General features: G+C 60.6%; 26 protein-coding genes. 17 read left to right on the forward strand and 9 right to left on the reverse strand.

Annotated elements, in window-relative coordinates; translation table 11 throughout:
• Positions 1-2 precede the first annotated feature (2 nt).
• Both BUA69_RS14720 and BUA69_RS14725 read right to left on the reverse strand, forming a co-directional pair.
• Entirely contained in the window at positions 3-335 is a 333-nt protein-coding gene (locus tag BUA69_RS14720) for a type II toxin-antitoxin system PrlF family antitoxin (RefSeq protein WP_046135105.1), read from the reverse strand.
• A 300-nt stretch (positions 336-635) separates the two neighbouring features.
• Positions 636-1,697, reverse strand: a complete 1,062-nt coding sequence (locus BUA69_RS14725; RefSeq protein WP_046135104.1) for a DMT family transporter — start codon at positions 1,695-1,697, stop codon at positions 636-638.
• 241 nt (positions 1,698-1,938) lie between these two features.
• Between BUA69_RS14725 and BUA69_RS14730 the strand changes: the two genes are divergently transcribed.
• Genes BUA69_RS14730 through arsK form a run of 6 tightly spaced genes read left to right on the forward strand, consistent with a single transcriptional unit; the run spans position 1,939 to position 6,246 of the window.
• Entirely contained in the window at positions 1,939-2,295 is a 357-nt protein-coding gene (locus BUA69_RS14730) for an ArsR/SmtB family transcription factor (protein ID WP_046135103.1), read from the forward strand.
• Positions 2,288-2,815: an arsenate reductase ArsC gene (locus BUA69_RS14735; protein WP_046135102.1), complete on the forward strand. Its 528-nt coding sequence runs from the start codon at positions 2,288-2,290 to the stop codon at positions 2,813-2,815. The genes BUA69_RS14730 and BUA69_RS14735 overlap by 8 nt, the downstream gene beginning before the upstream one ends.
• Positions 2,816-2,821: 6 nt before the next feature.
• Positions 2,822-3,883, forward strand: coding sequence for an ACR3 family arsenite efflux transporter (arsB, locus tag BUA69_RS14740; RefSeq protein WP_046135101.1), 1,062 nt, complete (start codon positions 2,822-2,824; stop codon positions 3,881-3,883).
• Entirely contained in the window at positions 3,880-4,302 is a 423-nt protein-coding gene (gene arsC / locus BUA69_RS14745) for an arsenate reductase (glutaredoxin) (RefSeq protein WP_046135100.1), read from the forward strand. The genes arsB and arsC overlap by 4 nt, the downstream gene beginning before the upstream one ends.
• Positions 4,295-5,002, forward strand: coding sequence for an arsenical resistance protein ArsH (arsH, locus tag BUA69_RS14750; RefSeq protein WP_046135099.1), 708 nt, complete (start codon positions 4,295-4,297; stop codon positions 5,000-5,002). Before arsC ends, arsH begins: the two co-directional genes overlap by 8 nt.
• 5 nt (positions 5,003-5,007) lie before the next feature.
• Positions 5,008-6,246 (forward strand): arsenite efflux MFS transporter ArsK, encoded by a 1,239-nt coding sequence (gene arsK, locus BUA69_RS14755; RefSeq protein WP_046135098.1) that lies wholly within the window; start codon positions 5,008-5,010, stop codon positions 6,244-6,246.
• A 275-nt stretch (positions 6,247-6,521) separates the two neighbouring features.
• On the opposite strand, the gene BUA69_RS14760 is transcribed toward arsK, so the two are convergent.
• Positions 6,522-6,776, reverse strand: a complete 255-nt coding sequence (locus BUA69_RS14760) for a cysteine hydrolase family protein (RefSeq protein WP_143154531.1) — start codon at positions 6,774-6,776, stop codon at positions 6,522-6,524.
• Between the two features lie 123 nt (positions 6,777-6,899).
• On the opposite strand from BUA69_RS14760, the gene BUA69_RS14765 reads away from it, so the two are divergent.
• From BUA69_RS14765 to BUA69_RS21040, 4 genes are all read left to right on the forward strand, one after another.
• Complete coding sequence (locus BUA69_RS14765) at positions 6,900-7,085, forward strand: hypothetical protein (RefSeq protein WP_046135189.1); 186 nt, start codon at positions 6,900-6,902, stop codon at positions 7,083-7,085.
• Positions 7,086-7,324: 239 nt separating this feature from the next.
• Positions 7,325-8,254, forward strand: coding sequence for an ArdC family protein (locus BUA69_RS14770; RefSeq protein ID WP_046135096.1), 930 nt, complete (start codon positions 7,325-7,327; stop codon positions 8,252-8,254).
• A 476-nt stretch (positions 8,255-8,730) separates the two neighbouring features.
• A complete protein-coding gene (locus BUA69_RS14775; protein WP_046135095.1) occupies positions 8,731-9,042 on the forward strand; it encodes a DUF736 domain-containing protein in 312 nt (103 codons plus the stop codon).
• 303 nt (positions 9,043-9,345) lie between these two features.
• Positions 9,346-9,510: a hypothetical protein gene (locus BUA69_RS21040; protein WP_169749453.1), complete on the forward strand. Its 165-nt coding sequence runs from the start codon at positions 9,346-9,348 to the stop codon at positions 9,508-9,510.
• 80 nt (positions 9,511-9,590) lie between these two features.
• On the opposite strand, the gene BUA69_RS14780 is transcribed toward BUA69_RS21040, so the two are convergent.
• The 5 genes from BUA69_RS14780 to traC form a co-directional block, all read right to left on the reverse strand.
• Positions 9,591-9,869: an HU family DNA-binding protein gene (locus tag BUA69_RS14780; RefSeq protein ID WP_046135094.1), complete on the reverse strand. Its 279-nt coding sequence runs from the start codon at positions 9,867-9,869 to the stop codon at positions 9,591-9,593.
• 168 nt (positions 9,870-10,037) lie between these two features.
• Positions 10,038-10,280, reverse strand: a complete 243-nt coding sequence (locus BUA69_RS14785) for a WGR domain-containing protein (protein ID WP_046135093.1) — start codon at positions 10,278-10,280, stop codon at positions 10,038-10,040.
• 380 nt (positions 10,281-10,660) lie between these two features.
• Positions 10,661-12,583: a Ti-type conjugative transfer system protein TraG gene (gene traG / locus BUA69_RS14790; RefSeq protein ID WP_046135092.1), complete on the reverse strand. Its 1,923-nt coding sequence runs from the start codon at positions 12,581-12,583 to the stop codon at positions 10,661-10,663.
• Complete coding sequence (gene traD, locus BUA69_RS14795) at positions 12,570-12,785, reverse strand: conjugal transfer protein TraD (protein WP_046135091.1); 216 nt, start codon at positions 12,783-12,785, stop codon at positions 12,570-12,572. Before traD ends, traG begins: the two co-directional genes overlap by 14 nt.
• A 4-nt stretch (positions 12,786-12,789) precedes the next feature.
• Entirely contained in the window at positions 12,790-13,053 is a 264-nt protein-coding gene (gene traC / locus BUA69_RS14800; protein WP_046135090.1) for a conjugal transfer protein TraC, read from the reverse strand.
• A gap of 248 nt (positions 13,054-13,301) precedes the next feature.
• On the opposite strand from traC, the gene traA reads away from it, so the two are divergent.
• From traA to BUA69_RS14835, 7 genes are all read left to right on the forward strand, one after another.
• Positions 13,302-16,610 carry a Ti-type conjugative transfer relaxase TraA gene (traA, locus tag BUA69_RS14805; protein ID WP_046135188.1) on the forward strand — a complete coding sequence of 1,103 codons (3,309 nt, stop codon included), beginning with the start codon at positions 13,302-13,304 and terminating at the stop codon, positions 16,608-16,610.
• Positions 16,607-17,140 carry a conjugative transfer signal peptidase TraF gene (gene traF / locus BUA69_RS14810; protein WP_046135089.1) on the forward strand — a complete coding sequence of 178 codons (534 nt, stop codon included), beginning with the start codon at positions 16,607-16,609 and terminating at the stop codon, positions 17,138-17,140. The genes traA and traF overlap by 4 nt, the downstream gene beginning before the upstream one ends.
• Entirely contained in the window at positions 17,130-18,296 is a 1,167-nt protein-coding gene (locus tag BUA69_RS14815; protein WP_046135088.1) for a conjugal transfer protein TraB, read from the forward strand. Before traF ends, BUA69_RS14815 begins: the two co-directional genes overlap by 11 nt.
• A 12-nt stretch (positions 18,297-18,308) precedes the next feature.
• Entirely contained in the window at positions 18,309-18,917 is a 609-nt protein-coding gene (locus BUA69_RS14820) for a lysozyme family protein (protein WP_046135087.1), read from the forward strand.
• Between the two features lie 294 nt (positions 18,918-19,211).
• Positions 19,212-19,529: a hypothetical protein gene (locus tag BUA69_RS14825; protein ID WP_046135086.1), complete on the forward strand. Its 318-nt coding sequence runs from the start codon at positions 19,212-19,214 to the stop codon at positions 19,527-19,529.
• A 222-nt stretch (positions 19,530-19,751) separates the two neighbouring features.
• The gene (locus BUA69_RS14830; protein ID WP_046135085.1) at positions 19,752-19,994 is read left to right on the forward strand and encodes a type II toxin-antitoxin system Phd/YefM family antitoxin; all 243 of its coding nucleotides are present in this window, start codon (positions 19,752-19,754) and stop codon (positions 19,992-19,994) included.
• Entirely contained in the window at positions 19,991-20,377 is a 387-nt protein-coding gene (locus BUA69_RS14835) for a type II toxin-antitoxin system VapC family toxin (protein ID WP_046135084.1), read from the forward strand. Before BUA69_RS14830 ends, BUA69_RS14835 begins: the two co-directional genes overlap by 4 nt.
• 144 nt (positions 20,378-20,521) lie before the next feature.
• Here the strand turns inward: BUA69_RS14835 and BUA69_RS14840 are convergent, their stop codons facing one another.
• Complete coding sequence (locus tag BUA69_RS14840; RefSeq protein WP_046135083.1) at positions 20,522-21,232, reverse strand: LuxR family transcriptional regulator; 711 nt, start codon at positions 21,230-21,232, stop codon at positions 20,522-20,524.
• Positions 21,233-21,470: the final 238 nt, after the last annotated feature.

The following is a 21,470-nucleotide window of genomic DNA, read 5'->3' on the forward strand; positions in this document are numbered from 1 at the left end:
GACTAGAGTGCGACATCCCCGTCGATCTCGGCATCGAGGTCAACGTCCATATTTCCAACGAGCGCAGCTATACGATCCCGTAGGGTAGCGGGCAGCGCGACGACGGACGTGCCGGGGTGCTTTTTCATGTCCTGCGCCAGAAATTCGAGGAAGTGATCGACAATCGGGTCACTCGCCTCGGTTGTCGCCTTCTCGACATAGACCCGGTGCTGGTCGTCAACAAAAAAGGCGATGCGTCCACCATAGTCCACGCCCAAAGCCTGCCGGACAACCTTGGGAACGGTGGTCTGGCCCTTCGCGGTGATGGTGCTTTCTTCTTTCAGCAACGCAGCCATAGTGGGCTCCCAACTTGATCTTTGATAGACGTAAGGAATATTCCTTACTATGTCAAGGTGGCCTCAGTCTCTGGCTATCGGGCCGGTAAGTGCTCGGCGACGTTTCCATGCTTGAAATGTCCGCTTCCTGCTTGGGTGACGACCAAAGCCGCCCTTTCAGTTCCCACCCCGAAGCGGCCAGTCGGCCATCGACCCCCATTGCGGTCGTTAGGGCCCTGCGCACAAATTTCCAAAAGCTGCCGCTACCGTGCTCCGAAAAGCTCACGCACCATAAGAGCGGCGTCACCAGTATGGGGCTAGCTAGCCGTGGCCATGTCGGTGATGCAGATCAGGGTAATGCGAATGCGTGTGCCGCATCGGTTCGTGGCGGTGCCAATGTGAATGCGGCTCGCTCACCGGTCCGTCGTGCGTATGTCGGTGGTGATCGTCATGAGTGTGGGCGTGGTCGTGTTCCACGGCCTCATGCGCGTGGTCATGGTCATGCCGCTCCGACAGATGCAACCATAGGCCAAGGCCCATCAACAACCCTGCCGACACGATTTGCACGGTGATTGCGTCGCGGAAAATTATCACCGCCAGCAAAGCACCGATGAAGGGCGCGAGTGAGAAATAAGCGCCCGTCCGAGCAGCTCCCAGGTGGCGCAGACCAAGCATAAACATGACGAGGCTGACGCCGATCCCGAGGAATCCAACCACGGCCCCTGCACCGATCAAGCCGATAGATGGCAGCGCAGCACCAAGGGAAAGGGCCAGAATGAAATTCGTGCATCCGGCGACTAGCCCCTTGATCATGGCAATCTGCACCGGATCGGCGGACGACAGCTTGCGCGTTAGATTGTTGTCGATACCCCAGCACAGACACGCGGCGGCGATGAACAGGCCACCGGTATCGAGGCGAAGGGCCTGCCCGCTCCACGACAGCAGCATTGCGCCCGCGAGGATTGCCCCTGCGCCGATGAGCAGCCGCCTATCGACGTTCTCGCGGAAGATGAGCCATGCGATTACCATTGTCGCCAACCCTTCCAGATTAAGCAGCAGCGATCCGGATGCGGCTGATGTCTGGGATAGGCCGAGCATAAGGAACAACGGCCCCAGCATGCCGCCAAAAGCGATTACGGCAGCGAGCCATGGCATATCCTGCGGCTGCAATTGCGCTTCGACACTGGGCAGGCCGATCAGAGGCCGACCCCAATGCACGGCAGCCAGGCCAGTCCCAGCACCAAGGTAGAGAATGCCGGCCAATAGCCAAGGATCGATAGAGCCCATCAGCAGCTTGGATAGGGGCGCGGATGCACCGAACAGGATGGCAGAGCCGAGCGCGAGTGGAACACCTGGCCACAGATGGGAATGATGATCTGACATGCGGTGAGATTATCAGGTCGCCCGCATATCCGCGATCGGATAATATGCAACATGGTGAGGTTGGTGATGTCCGTATTCGACAACGGCCCCCACCCCAAATGTGCCGGTCGGCTTCCGACCCCCATTTCGGCCATTACGCTTCAACCGCGAATCCCGAAAGCCGCCATGTGTTGCCGTCTGTTATTGCCAGAGCACATCGAAACGCTTGACCGGCACCATCTATATCGATAATCGTCGATATATGGAATCAAAACACGCGCTAGAAGTCTTCGCCGCCCTATCCCAGGTAACGCGACTCGACACGTTCCGCCTCTTGATGGAGCATGAACCCGCAGGTCTGCCCGCGGGCGAGATCGCTCGCCGCCTCGATGTGCCGCAGAACACGATGTCCTCCCATCTGGCGATCCTAACCCGTGCCGGGCTGACCGAAGCTGAGCGCCAGAGCCGCTCAATCGTCTACCGCGCCGTAGTGGACCGCGTACGGGAGATCGCCAGTTTCCTCGTGCAGGACTGCTGCGGCGGTCGCCCGGAACTGTGCGAACCCCTTGTCGCCGAATTCACTCCATGCTGCCCACCCAAAGAGACGAGCCATGCCTGATCGCGTCTACAATGTCCTGTTCCTCTGCACCGGTAATTCTGCTCGATCGATCCTGGGCGAGGCCATCCTCAACCATGTCGGCCAGGGCCGCTACAGTGCCTATTCTGCAGGGTCGACACCGAAGGGTGCAGTACACCCGATGACACTGGAAACGCTTGCCAAGGTTGGCATTCCCACCGATGGGTTACGCTCCAAGGCCTGGGACGAGTTTGCCGTGCCGGGCGCACCGAAGATGGATTTCATCTTCACCGTCTGTGACAACGCTGCGGGCGAGACGTGTCCCATCTGGCCAGGCCAGCCGATGACAGCCCACTGGGGCATCGAAGATCCTGCCGCAGTCCGAGGCCCTGAGTTCAAGCAACGTGCTGCCTTCGACGACGCCCTGCGCTACCTCCGCAACCGTATCGGCGCCTTCATCAATTTGCCTTTGACCAGTATCGACCGCATGGCGCTCAACTCCAAGCTCGAGGGTATCGGCGCTTTGGACGGCACCACCACCAAGTCATCGAACGTCGCGTAGGTATCCATGTCCATCTTTGAACGTTACCTAACCCTGTGGGTTGGGCTTTGCATCGTCGCGGGTATCGCCGCTGGCCATTTCTTGCCGGACCTGTTTCAGTCCCTCGGTTCGTTGGAATACGCCAAAGTCAATATTCCTATGGCGGTGCTGATCTGGCTGATGATCATCCCTATGTTGGTGCGGATCGACTTTATGAGCCTGCGCCAGGTTGGACGCTACTGGCGTGGGATCGGCGTTACGGTCTTCATCAATTGGGCGATCAAACCCTTTTCGATGGCGCTGCTGGGCTGGGTGTTCATTGGCTGGCTCTTCCGGCCCTTGTTGCCGGAAGTGCAGATTGACAGCTACATCGCTGGCTTGATCATTCTGGCCGCAGCCCCATGCACGGCAATGGTGTTCGTCTGGTCGAACCTGGTGAAGGGCGAGCCGCATTTCACGCTCAGCCAGGTGGCACTGAACGATGCCATCATGGTCGTGGCATTTGCCCCTATCGTCGGCCTGCTGCTGGGCCTGTCGGCGATCACTGTCCCATGGGATACGCTGCTGCTGTCGGTCGGACTCTACATCGTCGTGCCGGTAGTCGCCGCCCAGCTATATCGACGCTGGTTGTTCGCCAATGGCGGCGTCGCCGCCATGAACCGGGTTTTGTCAGTCTTGCAGCCCATCTCCATCGCTTCCCTGCTGGTAACACTGGTGATGTTGTTCGGCTTCCAGGGTGAGCAGATCGTGGCTCAACCCACTATCATATTGCTGCTGGCAGTGCCGATCTTGATCCAAGTCTACCTCAATTCGGGACTGGCCTATTACCTGAACCGCGTCACCGGCGAACAGCATTGCGTGGCCGGGCCGTCTGCACTGATCGGCGCCTCCAACTTCTTTGAGCTGGCCGTCGCTGCTGCCATTGCCCTGTTCGGCTTCAATTCGGGTGCTGCATTGGCCACGGTCGTCGGCGTGCTGGTCGAAGTGCCGGTTATGCTGTCGGTAGTCTGGATCGTGAACCGCAGCCAGGGCTGGTATGAAAATGGCGCCGCCGTGCGCCGAAACACCAAAGCAAAGGCAGCGGAATGACCGTCACCATTTATCACAATCCCGACTGCGGCACGTCTCGCAACACGTTGGCTATGATCCGGCAGTCCGGTGTTAAGCCCGTCGTCATCGAGTATCTGAAAACGCCGCCGAGCCGCGAGCGCATCGTGGAACTGGTTGTCGCCGCAGGGATGTCGCTGCGCCAGGCGATCCGGCAGAAGGACACGCCGTATGATGCCTTGGGGCTCGGCGACGCCGCCAAATCCGACGACGAATTGCTGGATGCTGTCGAAGCACACCCGATCCTGCTGAATCGGCCAATGGTCGAGACGCCGTTGGGCACCCGTCTGTGCCGTCCCAGCGAGGCGGTGCTCGACATCTTGGAAAATCCCGACATCGGCCCGTTCACCAAGGAGGACGGCGAAGTCATTATCGACGCCGAAGGGAAGCGCATTGTCTGATCTACCGAATATCGCTGGCGACGCCTTCCAGGTGCCTGACTTCGCCCAGCTGACTGCTCCAACACTGCAGCACAAGCCCCGCATCCTGATGCTTTACGGCTCGCTGCGGGAACGTTCATACAGCCGGCTGCTGACCTTTGAGGCACAGCGCCTGCTCGAAGCCTTCGGCGCTGAAGTCCGTATCTTCCACGCCAATGGCCTGCCGTTGCCGGGCGATGCGCCCGACGATCATCTGAAGGTGCAGGAGTTGCGTGACGCCATGCTGTGGTCGGAGGGCCAAGTGTGGACGAGCCCAGAACGTCATGGTGCCATGAGTTCGGTACTCAAGTCACAGATCGACTGGATCCCGCTGCCGGGTGGCGCCATCCGTCCAACTCAGGGGCGAACGCTTGCGGTGATGCAGGTGTCGGGCGGTTCGCAATCTTTCAACGCGCTCAACCAGATGCGCATCTTGGGGCGCTGGATGCGGATGGTGACCATCCCGAACCAGTCTTCGGTCGCCAAGGCCTTCCAGGAGTTTGAGCCCGACGGTCGCATGAAACCGTCATCCTATTACGATAGGGTTGTCGACGTTATGGAAGAGCTGGTGAAGTTCACGCTGATCAACCGTGGCGTCGCCGGCTACCTGACCTCTCGTTACAGCGAACGCAAGGAAGCAGCCGCCAAACTTGAGGAGCGGGTCGGCCTGAAGTCGATCTGAAAGCTATGGCCGATACCCATTCCAACGCCGGTGCCATTTGGGCTCTCGGTGTCACCCAGATCATCGGGTACGGCACTCTCTACTACAGCTTCAGCATCCTGGCGCCCGTCATTGCAATCGACTTGAGCGTCGCGGTGGAGTGGGTCTATGGCTGCATCTCTCTGGCTCTGCTGGCCGGCGGCCTCATCTCGCCATGGGCGGGCGGCCTGGCCGACCGACATGGCGCGGGCCAGGTGATGTCGCTCGGTTCGATCGGAGCCGCTATCGCACTGGCGGTATGTGCCTTGGCCGGCGACATGTTCATGTTTTTGGCCGGCATGATCCTGGTCGAGCTGGCGTCGGCGTTCGTGCTCTACAGCACTGCGTTTGCCTTTCTGGCGCAGACGACCGGTTCACGGGCCCAACGCAGCATCACCTATCTAACGCTGATCGCCGGGTTCGCCTCGACGATCTTCTGGCCGCTCACAAGCTGGATGCTGGGCAGTCTGGAATGGCATCAGGTCTACTTCGTTTTCGCGATTCTCAACCTGGTTGTTTGCCTCCCACTGCATTTGTGGCTGTCGCGGTTCGCCAGGATCGCTGCGGCCCGTCCTGTGGAAGCGGTGGCGACACAGCCGCCCATGAGCGTCGATAACCGCAATTTCGTGTTCATCCTGATCGTGCTGGGGTTCTCCCTGGCGGGCTTTGTGTCAGCAGCGACGCTGTTCCACATGGTGCCGATGCTTGGCCTGCTCGGCTTGGGTGCGGCCGGTATTTGGGTGGCGTCGCTACTCGGGCCAGCGCAGGTGGCTAGCCGCCTGATCAACATGGCATTCGGCAAAGATGTCTCTGCAAGTGTGCTGGCGGTAGTGTCGGCAGTCTCCATGCCGCTTGCGCTGGGCACCCTGGCCCTATCTGCGCCGTCGACCTTTGGTGCCGCCGCCTTTGCTATCATCTTCGGCCTGGGCAGTGGGCTGTTCAGCATTGTCTCCGGCACACTTCCGCTGGCGATCTTCGGCAAAGACGGCTTCGGTAAACGTCTTGGCTGGATCGGTCTCGGTCGCTTGGGACTGTCTGCACTGGCACCGTTTGCCCTGTCGGTGGCACTGGGTGCAATCGGTCCAAAGCCATCATTGTGGATCCTGGCGGTGGCGGGTTTGCTGTGCGTAGTTGTCTTCGCCGAAGTCTGGCGTCGTTGCCGGCCTTTAGGGCAAAAGGTGTTAGCCGTGAACGAGCCAACAAGCCCGGTACTACGCCAAGGGTGAACGTCTGCTATCCTAGTGTGCGACCCGCAAACCGGACAGACCGTTTTCCACCCCAAGTTTGCCGATTGCTGCACGAACGCCATGCCCCAAAGCGGTCGGGCGGCCACCGACCCCAATTAGGTCGGTCAGCGGCACGCCTGCGCTTCCCGAAAGCAGACACCCTCAGTCTACGCCCAAGATGCAGATCGTCCTGGCCATTGAAGGCACGTAGGAGCCCTGGGTTCCGCATTGGTGGATAAGCGGCCCCGCGCACAAGCCGCACAGGGCCGTTGCACCTACTTCAAATACTCGTCAGCTTTGACGATCTTGCCGTAGGCAAAGCCCAGAGCAGACATGAATGCGGCGTGCACATGATTTGCCGGAACGATCATGTCGTTGAACTCGGCATCGCGGGTTGTGGCAGCATCTTCGACGACGGTAACATTGTAGCCTTGGTCATACGACACCGCATGAGGCATGCAGCCGGAGGTGTCCAATCCCGCTCTCTCGGGATGGCTTTCCTGTTCCGGCTCCGGATCTTCCACGATCAACCCACGAGGGGTCCGCTAGCAAGCTGCGGCCGCTTGTCTTTGCCTGCGCGGTGATCGCGCCCGGAGCCGGACACTGACGGAGCCATCGAGCGGGAATGGCCCGCTCCAAAGATGGAGCCTCAGATGTCGCACAACCTCGAACTCGCCCAAAAGCACGCCTGGAACCTCGCCCGCACCCTCATGGCCCCGGTCATCCTCTTCCAGGTGGACAACGAGTTCGGAGTCATCCCGGCAGATGAGCTCGACGGCGCCGAAATTGAAATCCTCTTCGAGTACGATCCCTATTGTGGCGGCCGGTCGGTGCACTGAACCGCCGCTCTTTCGGACGGTATCCGGGCGGCGCGTTGCGCCGCCCTTCTTCTTGTTGCTGCGCCTTTGGCCCCGTCCCGCCATCGGTCTTGCCAGACCCGGTGCATCGCGCAACGGCTTTGCCGTCCTCCTCTTTGTTCCGGCCCCTGTCGGGGTGCGCGACCCCCTGATTGGTCCGGCTTGTCGTCCGCCGTGACGGGGCCGCGATCGGCGCGGCCTCCAGTATGGAGGTTATGAAAATGAGCAGAAAAGAGCAGAGCGAAACCCGTGTTGATATCTATGCGCGGATTACCGAGCGGATTGTCGCGCAGCTGGAGCAGGGGGTGTGCCCCTGGGTGCAGCCGTGGAGCGCGGGAAATGCAGCAGGGCGTATCACCAGACCGTTGCGTCACAATGGCGAACCATATTCTGGTATGAACGTGCTGCTGCTGTGGTCAGAGGCCATGGCGCGGGGCTATGCCGCGTCGATGTGGATGACGTTCAAGCAGGCCAGCGACTTGGGCGCCCATGTCCGCAAGGGAGAGACCAGCGCCACCGTGATCTATGCCAGCCGGTTCACCAAGACCGAGACTGACGCCCGCGGCGACGAGATGGAGCGGGACATTCCATTCCTGCGCGCCTATGGCGTGTTCAATGTCGAGCAGATCGAGGGCCTGCCCGAGCACTATTACCACCGTCCGGCGCCGGTCTCCGATCCGGTGAAACGGATTGAAAACGCCGACACCTTCTTTGCCAATGCTGGTGCGGATCTCCGCCATGGCGGTGCGCAGGCCTACTATGTGCCGTCCTCTGACCATATCCAGATGCCGCCCTTCGAAACCTTCCGGGATGCGGCGTCCTATGTCGCGGTCCTCAGCCACGAGCATATTCACTGGACGGCGAAACCGAACCGCGTCGGCCGCGATCTTAGTCGCTATGCCAAAGACAGGTCGGAGCGGGCCCGGGAGGAACTCGTTGCTGAGATAGGGTCGGCCCTGCTGTGTGCCGATCTCGGTATCGTCCCCGAACTCGAGCCACGCCCGGATCACGCTGCCTACCTCGCAAGCTGGCTTACGGTGCTGGCTGATGACAAGCGCGCCATCTTCCAAGCCGCCGCCCATGCGCAGCGGGCAGTCAATTATCTGCATGCCCTGCAACCGGCTGTTGCTGAAGAGCACGAGGCTGCCTGAGCGCCGGTCATGTCCAATCTCCACACTGGCACCCATAAATCGGTCCCATCGCAATGAAGAAGTGTCGGCGGGGCGTCCGTTGGGGCGTCCCGCTGCAATCGATGCCTGTGGTGCAAGGCTGAGATTGGATTGATAGCGCGTGCCACGCCGGTCGTGATGGGGTGATGCCGATGCAGGGTCGCCTGTCTTCATTCCGGTTGTTCCTGCGACGGGCACGTCCATCTGCGTCCTCGATGTGGCTGGTCTGACCGCAGGCCGAACTCGCTGCGCTCGCTCTCGCTCTTATCCCCGCAACAGCCGGTTTCAGCTTTCTTCCCCTGCGCGCTACGCGCTCATTCCTCGCGAGGCAAGAAAGCCTCTCCTGACCGCCCTCCATTGCATTGCGGCCCTTCGGGTGCGGCTCGAACGCCTCCGGTCTGTCGACCGCCATCGAGGGCGCGATGGTCGCGGCCCGAGAAACCAAAGGAATGAGACGAATGGCAACCATCGGCACCTTCACCACCACCACCAACGGTTTCACCGGTTCGATCAAGACCCTCAGCCTCAATGTCAAGGCTCGCTTCGAGCGCGTCGAGAACCCTTCCGATAAGGGTCCGCACTTCCGCATCTTCTCCGGCTCCGTGGAGCTGGGCGCCGCCTGGCAGAAGGTCTCCAAGGAGACCGAGCGCGACTACCTCTCGGTCAAGCTGGACGATCCCAGCTTCCCGGCTCCGATCTACGCCACCCTGATCGAGGTGGACGGCGAAGAAGGCCTCCAGTTGATCTGGTCTCGCCCCAACCGGGACTGAGCCTCGGCAAAAGGAACCCCGCCACAAGGCGGGGTTCCTCATGTGCATGAGGAAGCCGAAATCAGGCGTCGAGCCTGCTGCCGGCTTTTTTGGGGCGCCAACCGGGTGGAGCGGGGGCCTGCTCAGATCGTCCGAGCCTGCCATGCCGGTCCGAAGGCCTCAAGGACGAGCGGTGCCCCCAAAATGCTGGCGCATTTCGGCTCCCCCACTCGCCGGCTCCGCCGGTCGCATACGCGATCCCCGACCCCTCCGCCCCGCCATGACATCCGGTGTCGTCTTTCACCAACATCAAGGAGACGATCCATGTCGATCGATCAGCACATCGAGGAATTGCACGCCGAGCTGCGGAATGCCGTCTATCGCGACGAACGCCACGAGATTGCAGCGGAGCTGGAACTGGCCCTTGTCGAGCGCGAAGTGATGCTGGCAGAAGCCTATGGCGAGATCACCGCCGAGCCTCCCTTCTAGGGAGGCTGCTATCAGCGCCGCTGCGGTCACATGCGACGCTGATTAATCTGCTGGATATGGCGCATCGGCCTTCCCGGCTATTAGCCGTTCAGGGCATCCTTGATCGCCTTGGCCGGCGTGAAAGTCAGCTTTTTCGACGCGGCGATCTTGATCGTTGCACCGGTCGAAGGGTTGCGGCCGTCCCGCTCCGGCGTCGCCTTCACCTTGAACTTGCCAAATCCCGGAAGCGAAGTTTCCGCGTCGGATTTGGCCGCATCAACGATCTGGCTGAGCACGCTCTCGACAATCGTCTTGGCCTGGGCTTTCGTCAGGTTCTGTTCGGCAGCGATCTTGTCGGCGATCTCATTCGTGGTTGTCATTTGATGTTTCCCTATGGTCTTGGCGTGCCCCCTTCTATGGCAACGAAATGCGGCCCGCGAAAGTGGTTGAGGCATTTGTCCTGGTCGCCAATCCACTGAAAAACCGCAAAAGCGCGGGCATTCAAGCGGCGAATGGTCGAGGTTCCCAGCACCAGCACCAGCACCAGCTCAGTCGCTGTAGCCGCGTCGCCGCTTTGTCTGCTGCAATCTTGCCATGGCACTCATGGCCTCTTCGGCCTCATCGAAGGTTTCCATCATTGACTGGCCGTTGGTGCCGATCCGGCCCCAGTTTCGAATGACCGATACACCACCAAACAATGTCGGTTGGATCGCAAGCGAGTAGAACCGACGCATGTTCTGCGTTGGATCGATACGGCGCAGATGAATGGGGCGATCAGCGTCACTGGACATGACGGGAGTCTCGCCACCTTTGGAAACGGCGTCCAATGACTTTCCTGAATCGTAGCGGTCGCTTCGATTCACGCGGCTTATGAGCGTTTCACCATTCCCTTTCCGTTTGTAGAAAGACGGAATGACTTTCAGTCGGGATTGGCGAGCCGCTTTGCAGCGGATGGGCTCTATTCGCCGCCGGCTGGCGCTCACGGAACCCCGGCTGGCGGTTTCCGCGCATGCGCGTGACGATCCCGCTCGCGGTCGACAGGTCAGATCCTGTTCGGGGCTTAGCGGCATTGGCGAAGGCAGTTTGGATATCAAAGTGGCGTCCATCCCCACACAGCGGGCTGGTGAGTTTTGGCCGATGGTAGCGGGCGGTATGTGTGCATATCGCGAGCTCAAGTTTTCCCGCGCGCATGGAATCTGTTTGCGCTGACGATGGAGCGCATGTCTTCACGCCGGAACCAGATAGCACGACCGCAGCGCAGCGGCGCATTGCCCGCCGTAAAGACGATCTGTTCGTCACCACGCATGCGCAGCACTTCTTCCGGCAGGATCAGCGGCCGCGCGGCCAGCTGCCTGGAGCGGGTACGGGACGATCCCGACATGGCGGAAGATCGGCTGAGCTGGTCGACCTCGACCGTGGTGTTGCCGCAGCGCCGTGAGATGTAGTCGGCCGTGTCCGGATCGTTGATCGCGGCGAACGAAACCCACGACGCGCTCTCAAACCATTTTGACGTGGCGTCGCGTCCACCATAGGCCTCGCGCATCTGTCCGATCGACTGAAACAGCAGCGCCAGGCTGATGCCATATTTGCGGCCCGCGTCTCGGGCGGTCTCCAGAATGCGCAGATAGCCGAGCCGCGCCACCTCATCGAGGAGGAACAGCGTCCGCCCCTTCACAGCGCCATCCCGATTGTAAATGGCATTGAGCAGCGCGCCGATAATGGTGCGGGCCAGACCGGGATGCGCCTCCAGCGTCTTGAGGTCGAGATTGACGAAGATATCGGTCTTGCCGTCCGCAATGTCGTCGGTGGCAAAGCTCGATCCCGACACCAGGGCGGCGTAGTTGGGATAGCTCAGCCAATGGGTCTCCTTGACCGCATTGGCATAAACCCCGGAAAAGGTTTCTGGCGTCATGGCGATGAATGGTGCGACGTTCTCCTTGACGAATTCGGATTCGGAATTGTCGTAAATCTTCTGCAACAGCTCGCGCAGCTTGGGTTCTGGCACCGACAAATTTGCCCGCATTTGCCGCAGATGCTGGTGTTCTTTTTCCGTGTGCCCGGAGAGACAAACATCGGCGATCAGCGCAGTGATGAGCTGCAGTGCCGACGCGCGGAAGAAGTCGTCGCGAATGGAACTTTGGCGCCCGGTATCGGTCACCACCCAGTTGGCGACGGCCACGACATCCTCTTCACGGGTGCCGCCAAAACGACCGATCCAGTCGAGCACGTTGAAGCCGGTTGTCGGCTGTTTGGGATCGAGCACGAACACGGAGCGGCCAGCCGTGCGCCGATGCTCGATGACCATGGGGGCAACTTCATTGGACGGATCGAGGGCGACGAGACCGCCGCCCCATTTAAGCGCCGTCGGCACGGTGACCGAAGTGGTCTTGAAACCGCCTGACCCGGCGAAGACCAGCCCATGGGTTGAGCCGAAGGAGGCGTCAAAACACAGCAGCGGCGACTTGCCGCCAGCACCCCAGGTCTCATGGTCGTCGGCACGAAACCCACGGGCGGCGATGGTATCCTTGTCGACGCGATAGGCCTCGCCGATGACAATGCCGCCCGTTGCGGGGAAGAGGCGCTTCGCGTCGGTAGCGTTCATCCATTGGCTTTCGCCGTGGATGGCACGCTTGCCGCTGACCCGGCGTGGCGCCGGTGACGCAAAGGCGGCGTTCCCGCGCAGCGCAACACGCAGAGCGAAGATGCCAGAGACCGCGGCAAGCATCGCGCCAGCGGAAGTCGCAGGGTCGACGAACTGCACGATGGTTTGGTCCGGCGCGACCGCATCGACAAAAGCGGCCAGCCGCAAAGTCTCGCGGATGAGGGCGACCATCACGACCGCCATCGTGCCGATCAGAACACCGCCACCGGCATATTGAATCGATACGGCGCCTTTCGCGGCGAACAGGAACATGACGCCGAACCCCGCCGCGATGGCATAGGGCAGAGCAAGCCCGATACGACCCAGCATGAGCTGGGCTTCCGGCGTGGTACCGAAGCTGGCAGTCCATTGCTCAATGCCGGTTAGCAACAGGCATGCGCCCAACATCAGGGCACCGGGCGCTATCAGCAGAGCGATCCTAGTCGGGGTCATCGGAAAACACCTTTTCCCCGATGGCCAACAGCCGGGCCCGCTCCTGCGTGTCGGCCTTGATCCGATCCGCGCCATCGATCAGCAGACCGAGCAGCAGGGCGCGCTTCTCGTAGCGCAAACCCGCCTTGGCGATCAGGCCGCCAAGCTGGATTTTCTCCCGCGTGTCTTTCTTACGAGCGTCGTTCTGGCTGGCCTGTTGCATCCGCTCAAGCCTCGCTATCCGGCCCCGTAGCCGCGCCAGGCGCGACCGCTGGCGGGACCGGCCTGCTGGTTCGTCCACCCGCTTTGCGAAACCGCGCTGCCAGTTCTTCGAACGCAGCCAAGAGGTCGGCGTCCTCGATGGCGATCTCGCCAAGCCCGGCCCTAAGGGCGACGCGTCCGATGCGTTCGGCCTCGCGGGTTTCGGCCAGCTTCAACTGCTCCTGGAGTTTGGCGATTTCGTCCCTGATCCGTGACGATGGCTTCTTCATTCCGGTTGCTCCTCATCTGCTCGACTGCCGTTTGGCATGAGCAGAATCGTCCGGGATCGCGTCTGACGCGACCCGGCAAAAATGCCGGGTCGGCGCAGCCGACACTTCTTGCGATGATCCCTGCGTTCCGAAGGAATGCTCCAAGGGCGCAGTAATACGTCGCAAGCGACGTGCTGCGCTGCCGCCGTGGCGGCTGGGGCGGACCGGGGGAACCCATGTCTGGTTCAACCGTCAGGATTGGTGTCGCCTTGGCCATCACGCATTTTACGCCCCAGCTGATCGGACGCGGCAATGGCCGCAGCGCCGTGCTGTCGGCGGCGTATCGGCACTGTGCGAAAATGGACTATGAGGCCGAGGCGCGGACCGTCGACTATTCGGCCAAACGCAATCTGGCCCATGAGGAGTTTCTGCTGCCTGCCGATGCGCCAGCCTGGGCGCGTGAAATGATCGCCGATCGTTCCGTTGCCGGTGCGGCCGAGGCGTTCTGGAACCGGGTGGAAGCGTTCGAGAAACGCGCCGATGCGCAGTTCGCCAAGGAATTCATCATAGCCTTGCCGGTGGAGCTGACGGGTGAGCAGAACATCGCTCTGATGCGCCAGTTCGTCTTCGAGCAGGTGCTGGCGCGGGGGCAGGTGGCTGACTGGGTCTATCATGACGAACCGGGTAATCCCCATGTCCATCTGATGACGACGTTGCGGCCGCTGACCGATGCCGGATTTGGCGCCAAGAAGGTCGCCGTCATCGGTGCCGACGGACAGCCGGTCCGCACCCAATCGGGCAAAATCCAGTATCGTCTATGGGCTGGTGAGAAGGCCGAGTTCTTGCAGCAACGCAATGGCTGGCTCGATCTGCAGAACCAGCATCTGGCACTGGCCGGTCTCGACATTCGGGTTGATGGACGATCCTACGCCGAGCGCGGGATCGACATCGTGCCGACGATCCATATCGGGGTTGGCGCCACGGCGATCGAGCGTAAGGCGGAGCAAGCGGGGCGGCGCGCCGAGCTCGAACGCCTGCAGGAGCAGGAGGCAAGACGACAGATCAACGCCAAGCGGATCGCGCAAAAGCCCAGCATCGTGCTCGACATGGTCAGTCGGGAAAAGAGCGTTTTCGATGAACGCGATCTCGCCAAGGTGCTGCATCGCTATATTGACGATGCGGGCAGCTTCCAGCGCCTGCTGACGCAGCTGCTGCAAAGCCCGGAATGCCTGCGTCTTGAACCCGAGACCATAGATTTTGCTACCGGGCAGCGGGCGCCGGCGCGGCTGACCACGCGGGCGATGATCCGGCTTGAAGCAGAAATGGTCAGCCGTGCCGCGCACCTGTCCCGGTCGTCGCAGTTCAGCGTCCGGGAGAGGGTGCTGGCGGAGGTATTTGCGCGTCACGAACGATTGTCGGAAGAGCAGCGCACCGCGATCGCGCATGTGTCGGATGGGGAGCGGATCGCAGCCGTGGTCGGCCGCGCCGGCGCCGGCAAGACCACGATGATGAAGGCCGCGCGCGAGGTGTGGGAACAGGCTGGCTATCATGTTGTCGGTGGAGCCCTTGCCGGCAAGGCTGCGGAGGGTCTGGAGAAGGAAGCCGGTATCCCCAGCTGCACGCTGGCGTCATGGGAACTGCGCTGGCAACAGGGCAGAGATCACCTGGATGATCGCACCGTCTTTGTCCTCGACGAGGCGGGGATGGTGGCGTCGCGGCAGATGGCGGGCTTTGTCGAAGCAGTCTCCAGAGCCGGAGCCAAACTGGTGTTGGTCGGCGATCCGGAGCAGCTGCAACCGATCGAGGCTGGCGCTGCCTTCCGCGCCATTGTCGATCGCACCGGCTATGCCGAACTCGAGACTATCTACCGCCAGAAGGAAGGCTGGATGCGCGCCGCCTCGCTCGATCTGGCGCGCGGTCGCGTCGAGGCGGCGATCGCGACCTATCGCGATCAGGGCAGGGTCCTTGGCTCGAAGCTGAAGGCCGAGGCCATCGCCAATCTCATCGCCGACTGGAACGGTGATTTCGATCCTGCCAGGACGTCGCTGATCCTCGCTCATCTGCGCCGGGATGTGCACACGCTCAATAGTCTGGCGCGAGAGAAACTGGTCGAACGTGGCCTTGTCGGCGACGGTCATGCCTTCCAGACACAGGACGGTCCACGCCAGTTCGACGCCGGCGACCAGATCGTCTTCCTCAAGAACGACAGCGGCCTAAACGTCAAAAACGGCATGCTGGCCAAGGTGGTGGAGGCGGTTCCCGGGCGGATCGTCGCCACCATCGGCGAAGGCGAAGCAGCGCGCCGGGTTGAGGTCGATCAGCGAACCTATCGCAACCTCGATCATGGCTATGCCACCACAATCCATAAATCGCAGGGTGCCACAGTCGATCGCGTCAAGGTGCTGGCGTCGCTCTCACTCGACCGGCATCTGACCTATGTTGCGATGACCCGGCATCGCGACGATGTTGCGCTCTATTACGGTGCTCGATCCTTCGAGAAGGTCGGTGGGCTGATCAAGGTCCTGTCGCGGCGTGAGGCCAAGGAAACGACACTCGACTATGCCTCCGGACGCTTCTACCGGCAGGCCCTCAACTTCGCCAACAGCCGCGGCCTGCACCTGGTCCGCGTGGCGCGCACGCTAGTCCGCGATCGGCTCGACTGGACCCTGCGCCACAAGCACCACCTCGCCGATCTCGGTCAGAAGCTCCGAGCCGTCGGCGCCCGGCTTGGCCTGTTCGATGCCCGCCAATCCGCGACCCTGCAATCAACCAGAAAGGCTGAGCCAATGGTCAAGGGGATCACCAGTTTTGCCCTGTCCCTTGCTGATGCAACCGAGCAGAAGCTAAGCACGGATCCGGCGCTGAGCAAACAATGGGATGACCTCTCGACACGCCTGCGTCTGGTCTACGCCGACCCGGAAGCCGCCTTCCGTGCGATGCGCTTTGAGGCTCTGCTTGCTGATCCCTCTGTGGCGACCGAACGGCTTGGCCAACTCGATCGTGAGCCGCAATCTTTTGGCGCATTGCGCGGGCGCGACGGAGTGTTTGCCGCGAAGCGCGATCGAGAGGATCGGCGCGTAGCTGAGGTCAATATTTCTGCACTGCGCCGCGACATCGAGCGCTACCTGAAGACGCGCGAGGCCGCGATGGAAAGACTGGTGGCGGACGAGCAGTTGGTTCGTAGCCGCGCCGCCATCGACATCCCGTCGCTGTCGCCAGCGGCCGGGCTCGTCCTCGACAAGGTGCGCGACGCCATCGATCGCAACGACCTCCCGGCAGCGCTCGGCTTTGCGTTGGCAGATCGCATGGTCAAGGCCGAGATCGACGCCTTCAACAAGATCGTCACCGAGCGGTTTGGCGAGCGGGCGCTGCTGTCCAATGCCGCCAAAGACATTGATGGGAACGCGTTCGGCAAGGCCGCGCTCGGGCTGCCACCCGGCGAGCGGGAAAAGCTGGCGGCGGCCTGGCCGATCATGCGCGCCGGGCAGCAATTAGCCGCCCATGAACGCACGACACAAGCGCTCAAGGAGACCGAGGCCCTGCGCCAATCCCAGCGGCAAAGCCCGGTGCTCAAATGACCTGTCGTGCTCCCGCAGTGGCCATTATTGGGATCGGCGCCACGATCATGATCGGTCTGGTCGCCGGCGGGCATCTCGGTGGCCTGCGCATCAATCTGACGCCGAGCTACCCGCTTGGCCTCTGGCGCATCGCGCCGCTCGAACGCCCCGCCGGCGTCGGCGATCTCATCTTTATCTGCCCGCCCGATACGCCGACATTCCGGCAGGCGGCCGAGCGCGGATACCTGCGCCGGGGCCTCTGCCCGGGTTGGTTGAGCCCGTTGATCAAGACTATCGTGGCCACGCCGGGCCAGCATATCGCGGTCGACGTGGCGGTCACGATCGATGGTGCGCTGCTGGCCGCATCCGCTCTTCGTCCGACGGACGCGGAAGGCCGCGTTCTTGTCGCGCATGACGGTGGCGCTGTGCCGATAGGCCATCTCTTTGTTCATTCTGATTTTGCAGGTTCCTATGACTCGCGGTATTTTGGGCCGATCCCGGTCGCTGGCCTCCTCGGGCTCGCCCATCCGGTGCTTACCTATGCGCGGTAACTGGGTGATATCGTCGGGGCTGGTTGTAGCGGCACTCGTTGTTGGCGCCGTAGCGTGGAGCGGCAATCCACTGACACTGCCGCTGGCCCTCGCCTTCCCGGCGCTGTGGGCGCTGTCGCCATCCCGGCTGGTGGCAGCGCTCTTCTCAATGGGGTATTTTCTGGCAGCCTCACATGGTTTGCCGCAGGGTGTCGCCAATTTCTATGGCAGCGATGTTGTCGCCGGCATTGGCCTCTGGGTGGCAGCTTCACTCGCTTTTGTCGGCGTGCATGCTGTGCTCTGGACATCGCGTCCTGGATGGCACCGCGTGGGCCGCTACGCTGTCGCCGCCGTGCTCATGAGCGTGCCGCCGTTTGGTATCGTCGGTTGGGCGCACCCGATCACTGCCGCTGGCATCCTCTTTCCCGGTTGGGGATGGTGGGGAGTGGCCGCTGCCATCACCGGTCTGCTCGCGATGACGACGCGGGTTTGGCCGCTGGTGGCCGTCGTGATTTGTGGGCTTTGGGCTGTATCGGCCTTCACCTGGTTCGAGCCATCCGCTCCTGAAGGTTGGATCGGGATCGACACGCAGTTTCGTGGCTCGGAGGGTCAGTACGCCGATTTTGCCCAACAGCGTGAAACCATAGATCTGGTGTTGGCGGCCGCGGACGATGGCGCTGAAGTCGTTCTGCTCCCCGAAAGCGCCGTCGGCATGTGGACACCGACGGTTGAACGGCTCTGGACGGACGCGCTGCGCGATCGCGATGTCGTGGTGAATGCCGGTGCCATCATCGTCGCTCCCGATGGTTACGACAATGTCATGGTGGAAATGACCGGTGATCAAAGCCGCATCCTCTATCGAGAGAGGATGCCGGTGCCAGTTTCGATGTGGCAGCCCTGGCTGCACTGGTGGGGGGACGGTGGCGGCGCCAGGGCGGATTTCTTCGCCAATCCAGTTGCTACCTCAGCCGGCGTCACCGTCCTGGCGCTGATTTGCTACGAGCAGCTCATTGTCTGGCCGGTGCTGCAGTCCGCGCTCCATTCTCCTGAGGTGATGGTCGCGACCGGCAATGGTTGGTGGACAGAGGGCACCAATATCGTGGCCATACAGCAGGCGAGCGCCACAGCCTGGGCTCGGCTGTTCGGCTTGCCCCTCGTCATCGCCTTCAATACTTGAGAGGAAAAAATCATGTTCGACGCTGCTATCATTCAGCAATGCGCCGACCCGAGTATCGAAATTGCCATTGTCGAGCGCTTCATCGCTGAAGCTGGCTCGGACAATCCGCTCGCTGTCAATATTTCATCGGGCAATCGAATTATTCTGCCGGAACCGCCGCAGACACCTGAAGCCGCCATGCTGCTGATCGAACGCTTCGTGGGCATGGCTGTCGTGAGAGTAGGAATAACGCAGTATCCCGCAGGCCACGGCATCGTGGCCGCTGCTGACCTCAACGCAGGCCTGGTCGATCCGTGCGAAAATATTCGGATGGGCACGGCCCTGTTCGGAAAGGTCCATCGGATCGTTGTTTATGCGCGTGGTGAAAGCAGTGCGACCGTGCTTGGGGAGGCGATTACAGCGTGGCGCACAGGCACCTTCCAGGGCGCCTATGTATTTGGTGAGCCGGATCCGGGACCGCTGCCCGTTGAAGCGGCTGCTGTCCGGGTCAGCGAAATGTCAGAAGCTGCAATAGATGCTGAAACGGCACCGGACGCTCCGGTGGCACTGCCCGCAGGAGAAAACGATGTAAATGCGGCCGGCATGCGAGTCGATCTTTCCAAGCTTGCCGAGCAGATTTAGGCCTGCACATCGTATGCCGCAGGTTTTACAATTTGCGTAGCATCTTCTAGGTTTGTCCGTGGAGCGGTATACGCGACTGCTCCGGGGCGTCGAAACCCCTCACGACGGCTGGTGCTGGCTGACACAGCACCGAACTCCTTGACCTTATGGTCGGGGAGCCTGTGGCGTATGCAACAGGCTCTCACGAGCTAAAGGCCATGGGGCCGTTTCGTGACGGTTTCGAACTCCCCGATCTCCAGGGGTCAAAGAGCATCATGCGGGGGCGCACCGCTAGCACGCTCGTGGAGGAAGTCCTTGTCCAGCACTCAGGGCTACATATTCTACACATACTCATCTGCGGCGAAGGCAGGTGAACATCGTTGGTATGACGATGGTGCCGACAATGAGTTTTTTGACAGCGAAGTGTCTGCGCGTGAGGCGCTTGCGACGGTATTTCGAGAAACGCTTCGTGATGGCGAGGCAATGCCAGCGACCATGTGCATCGTAAAAATAGAAACCGTGTCACTGACGAAAGAGAGCGTTTTAGCTCTGCTCAACAACGACCTGAAATCGTTTGTTCGCGTGTACGAAATCGTGGATACCGTCAACCCACCAAAGCAAATTCAGACATAGGCAAAAGAGTGAACGGTCTTCATCGACTGTTCGCATAATGTATCTTATGGAACTTTTATATAGCTAAATCAATTAGATACGCTTTTATCGCAGATGCGAGGCCAATGGTCCAGTTGAAGTTGCAACGGTGCCCCTTGAGCTTAGTAAGCAAGTTTCAATGGACCTTGTATACCCTTCCATTTTGAACTAAGTTCAGCGGACTAAGTTTAGTAAAGGTGTGAGATGCAGACCGTCAATATTCACGAAGCCAAGACCCACCTCTCACGCCTGATCGAGCAGGCGGCGAAGGGCGAGTCCTTTGTTATTGCCAAAGCCGGCAGGCCGATGGTGAAGGTCGTGCCTATCGATCTGGCAGAAGGCGCCGTTCAGAGGACGGGTTTTATGAGCGGGCACTTCACCACTCCGGATGATTTCGACCGCATGGGCAGCGAGCAGATCGAAGAGTTGTTCGGATTGGGCGAATGAAGCTGCTGCTCGATACCCATCTGCTGCTGTGGGTGGCAGCAGAGCCTGAGAAACTTTCCGTCACGGCATTGCAGGCAATCGAAGATCCGCAAAGCCAGCTGCTATTTAGCCCAGCCAGCCTTTGGGAAGTTGCCATCAAGCGGGGGCTTGGGCGTGCCGACTTCAACGTAGATCCGCGACTGCTGCGCCGCGGCCTGCTTGATAACGGATATGAGGAACTACCTATCAGCAGCGCGCATGCCGTGGCAGTTGATGATCTCCCCGCAATTCATAAGGATCCCTTCGACCGCATCCTCATTGCTCAATCAATGGTCGAAGGGATCTCGCTGCTGACAGTGGATGCACTCGTTGCGCGATATCCGGGCCCTATCGTCAAAGTCTAGTCCCATTAAAATCGGATGGGTCGTCTGCACGACCGGAAGCCTATGGGCGGGCAATGTTCTGGTGTGGATTCGAAAGGCAGGTCTGCTGGTGTGCCGACGAGCTAGCAATATCGAGGTTTGATCGCTACGGCGCAGATGATGGGCTCAGAACAAGTTCCGCATCGTCCCGATACGAACGGCATGCGTAACATTCGTTGCGTTCAGCTTTTCCCTGACCCGTTCAAGGTAAAACCGGACAGTCTTTTCTGAGAGACCCAACATAGAGCCAGTTTCAGCCTTCGTCTTGCCCATGGCTGCCCAAGCCGCGCAGTGCAGCTCTCTAGGTGAAAGAGGGACGTCGTTGGCCCCCAGCACTGTCTTGCTCAATCGCATGAAGCTGCTGTGAACGAATGCGACCGCTGTCGCTGCATAGGCGCGGTCGCGTACGGCTATCTTGTTTGTGGCTTCCCGTTCGGTTGCCAGCGAGAGGAACACGGTCGTGCCAAAACCAGCCCTGATCGGCAAGATAATTCCTGAGGCAATGCCAAATTTGCGTGCTTCCTCGAAGAACAGACGGGTTTTGTCATCGTATCGATGCTTGTCAGCATAGGACCAAGGGACTGGCCGCATCGTTCGTCCCGCCTGGATTACGGTTGGGTCGAGCGTAATATAGTTCTGCTCAATATACCGCTCCTGCCAGTCGACGGGATAGGTAGAGCACACCCGATGACCGGCAGGGCGAAGCTCGACATAGGAATAATGCGTACACCCGGCATTGGTCGCTAGGCATTTTAGCGCGAATTGCACTGCATCCTCATTCTGACAAACCGCTAATGCATCGATGAGATTTCCGAGGTGGCAGTCGAGATACCGCATGATGGGGGATCCTCCACGTCATGACATCGGCACCTGCAAAACATTGCCCGCCACGTCAAATATCAATTGTCCCGCGCGATCGCGGGATGGCTTGTAAGCGAGATGTTTAGGGGCACAGAACTACAAAAAATGAGAATTGAGATACAGCAAGCGCAATCCAAATTGGAGATCATTTAGCGATTGTTTTTCGGCTCATTGAGCCGCTGCGTGTCTAATGTTGCGTATCCGGTTTTTCGAA

The organism is Devosia limi DSM 17137 (assembly GCF_900128975.1).
GTDB lineage: Bacteria > Pseudomonadota > Alphaproteobacteria > Rhizobiales > Devosiaceae > Devosia > Devosia limi.

Excerpts from the sequence above, each read along its gene's own strand:
- BUA69_RS14820 (WP_046135087.1), top strand. The coding sequence starts at position 18,309 with ATGTTCGACGCTGCTATCATTCAGCAATGCGCCGACCCGAGTATCGAA.
- BUA69_RS14720 (WP_046135105.1), bottom strand. The coding sequence starts at position 335 with ATGGCTGCGTTGCTGAAAGAAGAAAGCACCATCACCGCGAAGGGCCAG.
- BUA69_RS14735 (WP_046135102.1), top strand. The coding sequence starts at position 2,288 with ATGCCTGATCGCGTCTACAATGTCCTGTTCCTCTGCACCGGTAATTCT.
- BUA69_RS14785 (WP_046135093.1), bottom strand. The coding sequence starts at position 10,280 with ATGTCCAGTGACGCTGATCGCCCCATTCATCTGCGCCGTATCGATCCA.
- arsB (WP_046135101.1), top strand. The coding sequence starts at position 2,822 with ATGTCCATCTTTGAACGTTACCTAACCCTGTGGGTTGGGCTTTGCATC.
- BUA69_RS14830 (WP_046135085.1), top strand. The coding sequence starts at position 19,752 with ATGCAGACCGTCAATATTCACGAAGCCAAGACCCACCTCTCACGCCTG.
- BUA69_RS14775 (WP_046135095.1), top strand. The coding sequence starts at position 8,731 with ATGGCAACCATCGGCACCTTCACCACCACCACCAACGGTTTCACCGGT.
- arsK (WP_046135098.1), top strand. The coding sequence starts at position 5,008 with ATGGCCGATACCCATTCCAACGCCGGTGCCATTTGGGCTCTCGGTGTC.
- BUA69_RS14780 (WP_046135094.1), bottom strand. The coding sequence starts at position 9,869 with ATGACAACCACGAATGAGATCGCCGACAAGATCGCTGCCGAACAGAAC.
- BUA69_RS14730 (WP_046135103.1), top strand. The coding sequence starts at position 1,939 with ATGGAATCAAAACACGCGCTAGAAGTCTTCGCCGCCCTATCCCAGGTA.
- BUA69_RS14815 (WP_046135088.1), top strand. The coding sequence starts at position 17,130 with ATGCGCGGTAACTGGGTGATATCGTCGGGGCTGGTTGTAGCGGCACTC.
- BUA69_RS14725 (WP_046135104.1), bottom strand. The coding sequence starts at position 1,697 with ATGTCAGATCATCATTCCCATCTGTGGCCAGGTGTTCCACTCGCGCTC.
- BUA69_RS14835 (WP_046135084.1), top strand. The coding sequence starts at position 19,991 with ATGAAGCTGCTGCTCGATACCCATCTGCTGCTGTGGGTGGCAGCAGAG.
- BUA69_RS14765 (WP_046135189.1), top strand. The coding sequence starts at position 6,900 with ATGTCGCACAACCTCGAACTCGCCCAAAAGCACGCCTGGAACCTCGCC.
- BUA69_RS21040 (WP_169749453.1), top strand. The coding sequence starts at position 9,346 with ATGTCGATCGATCAGCACATCGAGGAATTGCACGCCGAGCTGCGGAAT.
- arsC (WP_046135100.1), top strand. The coding sequence starts at position 3,880 with ATGACCGTCACCATTTATCACAATCCCGACTGCGGCACGTCTCGCAAC.
- traD (WP_046135091.1), bottom strand. The coding sequence starts at position 12,785 with ATGCAACAGGCCAGCCAGAACGACGCTCGTAAGAAAGACACGCGGGAG.
- BUA69_RS14770 (WP_046135096.1), top strand. The coding sequence starts at position 7,325 with ATGAGCAGAAAAGAGCAGAGCGAAACCCGTGTTGATATCTATGCGCGG.
- BUA69_RS14840 (WP_046135083.1), bottom strand. The coding sequence starts at position 21,232 with ATGCGGTATCTCGACTGCCACCTCGGAAATCTCATCGATGCATTAGCG.
- traF (WP_046135089.1), top strand. The coding sequence starts at position 16,607 with ATGACCTGTCGTGCTCCCGCAGTGGCCATTATTGGGATCGGCGCCACG.
- traG (WP_046135092.1), bottom strand. The coding sequence starts at position 12,583 with ATGACCCCGACTAGGATCGCTCTGCTGATAGCGCCCGGTGCCCTGATG.
- traC (WP_046135090.1), bottom strand. The coding sequence starts at position 13,053 with ATGAAGAAGCCATCGTCACGGATCAGGGACGAAATCGCCAAACTCCAG.